This is a genomic window from bacterium (assembly GCA_021372515.1).
Lineage (GTDB): Bacteria > Gemmatimonadota > Glassbacteria > GWA2-58-10 > GWA2-58-10 > JAJFUG01.
On the sequence record JAJFUG010000019.1, the window covers coordinates 1 to 6,489 of the forward strand.

General features: G+C 64.8%; 6 protein-coding genes. 3 read left to right on the top strand and 3 right to left on the bottom strand.

Annotated features, from left to right (window positions below; translation table 11 throughout):
* On the bottom strand, positions 1-606 hold a 606-nt coding region (locus LLH00_01690), incomplete at its 3' end, for a sugar phosphate isomerase/epimerase (protein MCE5269979.1).
* Positions 607-895: 289 nt separating this feature from the next.
* On the opposite strand from LLH00_01690, the gene LLH00_01695 reads away from it, so the two are divergent.
* A complete protein-coding gene (locus LLH00_01695) occupies positions 896-2,287 on the top strand; it encodes an oxidoreductase (protein ID MCE5269980.1) in 1,392 nt (463 codons plus the stop codon).
* Complete coding sequence (locus LLH00_01700; protein ID MCE5269981.1) at positions 2,284-3,354, top strand: glycosyltransferase; 1,071 nt, start codon at positions 2,284-2,286, stop codon at positions 3,352-3,354. The genes LLH00_01695 and LLH00_01700 overlap by 4 nt, the downstream gene beginning before the upstream one ends.
* Positions 3,355-4,230: 876 nt before the next feature.
* Here LLH00_01700 and LLH00_01705 read toward each other — a convergent pair.
* Positions 4,231-4,467, bottom strand: a complete 237-nt coding sequence (locus LLH00_01705) for a hypothetical protein (GenBank protein MCE5269982.1) — start codon at positions 4,465-4,467, stop codon at positions 4,231-4,233.
* 21 nt (positions 4,468-4,488) lie between these two features.
* Entirely contained in the window at positions 4,489-5,100 is a 612-nt protein-coding gene (locus LLH00_01710) for a class IV adenylate cyclase (protein MCE5269983.1), read from the bottom strand.
* A gap of 232 nt (positions 5,101-5,332) precedes the next feature.
* Between LLH00_01710 and LLH00_01715 the strand changes: the two genes are divergently transcribed.
* The gene (locus LLH00_01715; protein MCE5269984.1) at positions 5,333-5,716 is read left to right on the top strand and encodes a hypothetical protein; all 384 of its coding nucleotides are present in this window, start codon (positions 5,333-5,335) and stop codon (positions 5,714-5,716) included.
* The last annotated feature ends 773 nt before the right edge of the window (positions 5,717-6,489 follow it).

A 6,489-nucleotide genomic window follows, 5' to 3' on the forward strand; every position in this document is an offset into this window, starting at 1 on the left:
CACGCCGATATTGGGCGAGCCCACCGCGTCCAGGATTCGCAGGTGGTCGGCGGCGCTCATGCTGCTCTCGAGCGAGACCGTCACGCCCAGCTTCTCGGCCAGGGGCGCCATTTCCTTGAACGAGTTGATTATCCGCGTGAACTCGGCGTCATCCTGCGGCGTATTCTTGCGGAAAATGGGCAGCAGGATATCATCCGCGCCGATAGCCGCGGCCACGGTGATCGCGTCCTTGACCCGCATCACACCCATCGGCTCGCTCTTGAACGGCTCGCCCGGTCCGAGGTTGCCGATAGCCAGGGAGCAGATCTGCACGCCGTTGGCCAGTGCGGCCCCGCGGTACTCGGCCTGGAGCTTCTCGCCGCGCAGGTGCGGGGCGCCGTCCTCCGGGTACAGCACGCTCACCTGGATACCGTCCAGCCCGATCTCGCGGGCCAGGGCCACTTTTTCGGTCAGGCCGCGCTCGCCCAGGTTCCAGTCGGTCATCCCGATCCGCACGGGCATGGGGTTGGGGCCGCTTGCGCTCTGCTGGGCGCGGGCCTGGCCCACGGCCGCGGTCACCGCCGCCGCCGCGCCAGCGGCCAGAAAGTCGCGTCTCGATACTGGCATGGGTCTTCCTCCTTGGGCTGTCTGTGGCAGGAAAAACACGGAAACAACGTGGCTGACTTTCGGTTCGCAGCGCCCCGGCAGGGGGGCGGGTTCCAGGCTAATAATAGCATTGCCTTTCCGGGCGGGCAACAGTAATCGCCGCCCGGACCGGCTTTCCTTGATAACTGCGGCCGTCGGGCTTATCTTTTGCCGCAGGCTGCGCGTGGCCCGGCTGTGGCAGTCGCCGCCCGACTGACCGAACATACTCCCGTAAGGTGTCCTGTCCATAATTCAACCCCTGGAGGCTTCGATGCGCAAGTCCGCTGGAGCGCTCTTCCTGGCCGCACTGATCGCTGTCCTCGGCTGCCAGCCCTCCGCCGCGCCGAAGGCGGAAAAGACAGCGGCGAGCACACACAGTTTCGCGGTGCTCGACCCGGGCCATTTCCACGCCGCCCTGGTGTTCAAGAGCGCCGCCTATCCCGGGGTCGACCCCCTGGTGTCGATCTACGCCCCGGTGGGCCAGGACTACGTGGACCACATGGCCCGCGTGGCCCCGTTCAACACCCGCGGTGACGACCCGGCCCAGTGGCGCTACCGGTCATATCTGGGGCCGGATTACGAGCAGGCGATGTTCGATGAAAGCCACGCCGACATCGCGGTGCTCAGCGGACGCAACGCGCCCAAGATCGACCGTATCCTGGCCTGCGTGCGCCACGGGATGAACGTCCTGGCCGACAAGCCCTGGGTGATCGAGCCCTCCAAGCTGGCCGTGCTGGACACGGTCCTGGCCGTGGCCGACAGCCTGCACCTGGTGGCCTACGACATCATGACCGAGCGGCACGAGATAACCACTATCCTGCAGCGCGAACTGATCCAGGACCAGACCCTGTTCGGCGTGCCCCTGACCGGCGGTCCGGACCAGCCGGCCGTGGTCAAGAAAAGCGTGCACCACCTGTTCAAGAGCGTGGCCGGGCGGCCGCTGATCCGCCCCTGGTGGTTCTTCGACACCGCGGTGCAGGGCGAGGGCCTGGTGGATGTGACCACCCACCTGGTGGACATCACTTTCTGGTGCCTGTTCCCTGAGCAGCCGATCGACTACAAGACCGACATCCAGATGCTGGACGCCAAGCACTGGCCCACGCTTATCGACAGCGCGCAGTTCTCACGTGTCACCGGGCTGACCGGTTTCCCGCCTCAGCTAAAGCTGGATGAGGCCGGCAAGCTGCCCTATTTCTGCAACGGCTCGATGAATTTCAACCTGCGCGGGATCAACGTGCTGCTGCAGGTGGAGTGGAATTTCGAGGCCCCGGCCGGGGCCGGTGACACCCATTTCTCCACCGTGCGCGGCAGTCTGGCCTCGGTGCTGATCGAGCAGGGCCCGGACCAGAACTACCGTCCCGAGCTGTACGTCGAGGCAGCCGAGGGGATCGCCCCGGAGGCGGTGGGGCAGGCCCTGGCAACCAGCCTGGCCCGTCTGACCGGCGGGAACTATCCCGGCCTGGAGCTGAAAAAAGAGGGTGCGCGCTGGCACGTGCTGATCCCGGACAGCTACCGGATCGGGCACGAGGCGCATTTCGGCCAGGTGACCAAGAGTTTCCTGGGCTACCTGGGTAACGGCACCCTGCCGGCCTGGGAGCGGCCCAACATGCTGGCCAAGTACTATGTGACCACGAGCGCCCTGGAACTGGCCCGCAGCAAATGAGCCGAGGCACGCCCACAGTCAGCTTTCTTATCCCGGTGCACAACGCCGCCGCCACGCTGGAACGGGCGCTCGGTTCGGCCCTGTCCCAGCGCGGCGCGCCGGAGCTGGAGGTGGTGGCCGTGGATGACGGGTCCACGGACGGCGGCGGCGAGCGGATGGAGAGCCTGGCCCGCCGCGACAGCCGTCTGCGCGTGGTCCACCCTGGCCGCATCGGGCTGATCCCGGCCCTGGCCCTGGGGCAATCGCTCTGCCGGGGCGAGTTCATCGCCCGTCTGGATGCGGATGACATTGCGCACCCGGAGCGGATCGCGGTGCAGCTCGCCCTCATGGCGCGCTGGGAGGGGCTGGGGCTGGTGGGGTCGCAGGTACGTTACTTTCCTGCGCGCGACACCGGCCCCGGGGCCCGTCACTACGAGCGCTGGCTGAACGGGCTGCTGGAGGGCTGCCGGCCGGACTCGCCGCAGGTTGACATCCTGGCGGCCGCGGCCCGGGTGGAGCGGGAGATGTTTATCGAGTGCCCGCTGGCCCACCCCACGTTCCTTCTGCGGCGCACGGCCCTGGAGGCTGCGGGCGGCTACCGCGAGTTCGAGGGCCTGCCCGAGGACTACGACCTGATCTTCCGTCTGGTGGAAGCGGGCTGGAAAGTGGCCGGGGCCGGGCGGGTGCTTCACGCCTGGCGCGAGCACCCGGGACGCACCTCGCGCAACGACAGCCGCTACTCGGAGCCGAGTTTCCTGCGCCTCAAGCTGCATCACCTGCTGCGTCTGCACCTGGAGGGCGGAGCGCGGCCGGTCTCGATCTGCGGGGCCGGTCCGGTGGGCAAGACCTGGCTCAAGGCGCTGAGAGCGGCCGGGGTCCAGGTGCGGTACCTGATCGAGGTCAACCCGCGCCGTCTGGGCAAGGTCATCCACGGTGTGCCGGTGGTGCGGGCGGCCGAGCTGAAAGGGCCGCAGGACTCCGGGCTGATCCTGGGTGCGGTGGGCCAGAAAGGCGGCCGCGACAACGTGCGCGCCGACCTCGACCCGCTGGGGTACGTGGAGGGGCGGGACTACCTGCTGGTGTCGTAGACGGAAGATATTTTTGATTGCAGCGGCGGCCACCCGGCCGCCGTTTTGCTTTGCGGGTAGGGGCGGCACGGCGTGCCGTGTCCGAAATGCGTTTGTTCGGCCAAGAGAACCAGAAGCCATGGGAGGCCTCAGGCGGCAGATGCCACCTGAGCGCAACCTTCCAGCGGCCCCACGGCCGCCGTTTCTGTCTTTGGGGGCCGCGCATGTTTGAGCCTCCCGCCAGGGCAGCGTCTAAAAGCGAGAGAAAAGGCCAAGCTTTCTCTCGCTTCGCGGTGTGGCGGCGATTGCGCGGCAGCGCCGCCGCTGCAACGCGGGAGCGGAATCAAGGCCGCGGGAACACTGGAGGCGGAAGGGGAAAAGTGGCACGGACGAGTTCGCGGCCCCCACGCCCTTTGGTCCTTTCGGGCAAGACCGAAAGGACGAAAAGATTTGCGTTCTCTTGGTTTCGGCCAAGAGAACCAGAAGCCATTGTGGGGGCCGTAAACTCGCGCCGGCCCTTTGGGTTTTCCAGCCTGTGGTGTGCCCGATATTTCTGCACGCTGCCTGCGCTGCGGGGCGACGCTGGCGCTGATTGCCCGCCGGGCCTGGGGTGCTGCTCCTGGCTTCGGTGTGTAAGATGCAATTACTCCGCTTCCCCGGCGAGGCTCAGACATACGGCCCCCGGGCGGCCTGCGGCCGCCTGTGGGATCCAACAACTAAAACAATCTTATTACCCCGGTTTACAGATATTCAATTCGACTGTCTGGTCTGATGTAGAGGCACGCTGCAGCGTGCCCAATAATTAGTTCGTCCTTTCGGGCTGGGCCGAAAGGACAAATAAAAAAGGGCGGCCACAGGGGGCCGCCCCTACACTTGCTTGAGATAGTGTGTCCGCGCTCAACGCCCGCGGCGGCGGCGCCCCAGGCGAGGAGGCTCGCGCAGGCTGACTTCCTTGCGCTGCCGGCGCTCCTCGCGCGACTCCTCGCTCACCCGGATGTCCCCGAATTTCTGCCCACCCACCTTGAACTTAGCCGCCCGGGATTCCCGCTTAAAGTTCTTCTGGATGAACATCATCATCCGGACATAGCCGAAAATGATCGCGGCGATGATGAGTGCGCCGAAGATCTTAAACATGTCCTTGCTCCTTACCCGCCCTCAGCTTTCCGGCTCTCCGCCCGGGACCGGGTCGAGCGCGAAACGCATGTCCCCCGGCTCGCGTCCCAGGGCCAGGCAGCGGGCGCTGAACAACTGTAAGTAGTTCTCGCGCAGCCCGCTTGTCACCTCCAGGCCGAGCTGGGCGGCCAGGGAGTCGATCTCCTGGGGCGGGGCCTCCAGCTCCAGGACATCGCCCAGCAGGGGCAGGGTGTCGAGTTCGGCGCTCACCCCCGCTCCAAGGCTGAAATGCTCGCGGTATTTCTCGTACACCCGCTCGCGGGTATAGCCCAGGCGGTGCAGCACGTGGCGCATGGTCTCCAGGTCCGACAGCTCGATCTCACTCTCGGCGCGCACCTTGTAGCGCTCGTCCAGGGCGCTGTTGCCGGCCAGGCGCTCCTTGAAAGTCAGGCGGACCTTGCGGTCGCGCCGCAGGCGCAGCAACTTGCCGGCCAGGGAAAGCTCTCCCTCCGGCGTGTCGAGCACCAGGTTGTACTCGTACACCCGTCCGGCGCTGGTGAACCCCAGCTCGACAAGGCGCGCGCGCACGGCCTGCCGGTCGCTGAGCGGGAACTTCAGTTCCACCTCGGTCTGTACGTTCGGCTTCGTGTTCATGCGGACTTTCCCCGGATCGGTTGATTTATCTGTCGCCCTCACAAACTATAAGCGCGACCGGCGGATGTCAACCGCGCCCGGGTGGGCCGGGACGGTCAAACCGGATGCAAACCGACCGACGCTTCATTTCTGACAGGCGGAACAGGTTTTTTTCCTTGCGAAGCGGCGAATCGACATTATTTTCTTTAATGAGTTCAGAGTTATACAGATACAACCTGGCAGGATGGAGAGTATGATCTATTTCAGCGGAATAGCAGCCCAGCGGTTCAACGAGTGGGAAATCCCGGACGACACCCCGCGTTTCGCCACGGCCGAGGACAGCTACCGGCTGTTTCTGGGCATACATTTCCGGATGCTGCGCGCCGGCGATAACCCGCTGGAACCCTACTACAGGCACTACCTGGCCTGCGTCGAGCACTACGAGGCGCGGATGCGGCTGAGCCAGCAGGAGTTCCGCAACGCCGTTGGCGTCATCGTGGATATGTACAAACGTTACTTCGAGGAACCGGAGGCCAAGCGCCGCGAGACGCTGCTGGATTCGATCGGCAAGTTCGAGCGCCTGGTCTACCTGTTCAGCAACAAAACCCATCCGGAGCGGGCGGCGGCCTCTTTCTGAGCCAGACGGCCCCTCTGACCCCATACAACCGTCCTGTGCGGGTGCGCGCGCATCCGTGCGGGACGGTTTTGTTTGTGCCACGGTGAGAAAATTCTTTGAAATCCGATGAAAATTAAAGTTTTACCGAATTCGGCCGATTTGAAAAGCGGGAACGGAAAAAGGGATTTCAGCCAGGCCAGGCCAGAACAGTCCCCCCCCCGCTTCCGGTTATGGTCGGTTTTGACCACAAATCGACGTTCCGCTTTACCCCGAGCCCACTGACGCTTCTTCGCGGAAACGTGATTTGTGCCGGTCCCCCGGTGTTGCAGCGCCGGGGGACTTTCTTTTTCTCTCCTCCCGCTTGAGCCGCTTTCTTCCGAAGCGAACGGATTCGAGAGCAGTGGATAGTATCAGGCCGGCCTTTTGTGTGGGCACGGCGCACCGTGCCCAAAAGGCGTTTATATTCTCTTGGTTTCGGCCCAGAGAACCAGAAGCCATTGGGGCCGTAAACTCGCCCCGGCCTCTCGGGTTTTGCAGCCTGTGGTGTGCAGGATGCTTTCCCTCGCTGCCCGCGCTGCGGTACGGCGCTGACGCGAATCGCCGCCGGGCCATGTGGCAATTACAGCCCCGGGTGTTTCAGGCTCGATTGCACGCTGCCCTGGCGGGAAGCTCAGACAGGTGCGGCCCCCAAAGGCTGAACTGCGGCGGCCTGACAGCCGCAAGCGTGTTTGACTTCCTGGGATGTCAGGGGGTGTCGTAGGGGCGAACCTTGTGTTCGCCCGTAACATTCTATG

What these genes read in the sequence shown, in the direction of transcription:
- LLH00_01695 (MCE5269980.1), top strand. Translation starts at nt 896, where the DNA reads ATGCGCAAGTCCGCTGGAGCGCTCTTCCTGGCCGCACTGATCGCTGTC.
- LLH00_01710 (MCE5269983.1), bottom strand. Translation starts at nt 5,100, where the DNA reads ATGAACACGAAGCCGAACGTACAGACCGAGGTGGAACTGAAGTTCCCG.
- LLH00_01705 (MCE5269982.1), bottom strand. Translation starts at nt 4,467, where the DNA reads ATGTTTAAGATCTTCGGCGCACTCATCATCGCCGCGATCATTTTCGGC.
- LLH00_01715 (MCE5269984.1), top strand. Translation starts at nt 5,333, where the DNA reads ATGATCTATTTCAGCGGAATAGCAGCCCAGCGGTTCAACGAGTGGGAA.
- LLH00_01700 (MCE5269981.1), top strand. Translation starts at nt 2,284, where the DNA reads ATGAGCCGAGGCACGCCCACAGTCAGCTTTCTTATCCCGGTGCACAAC.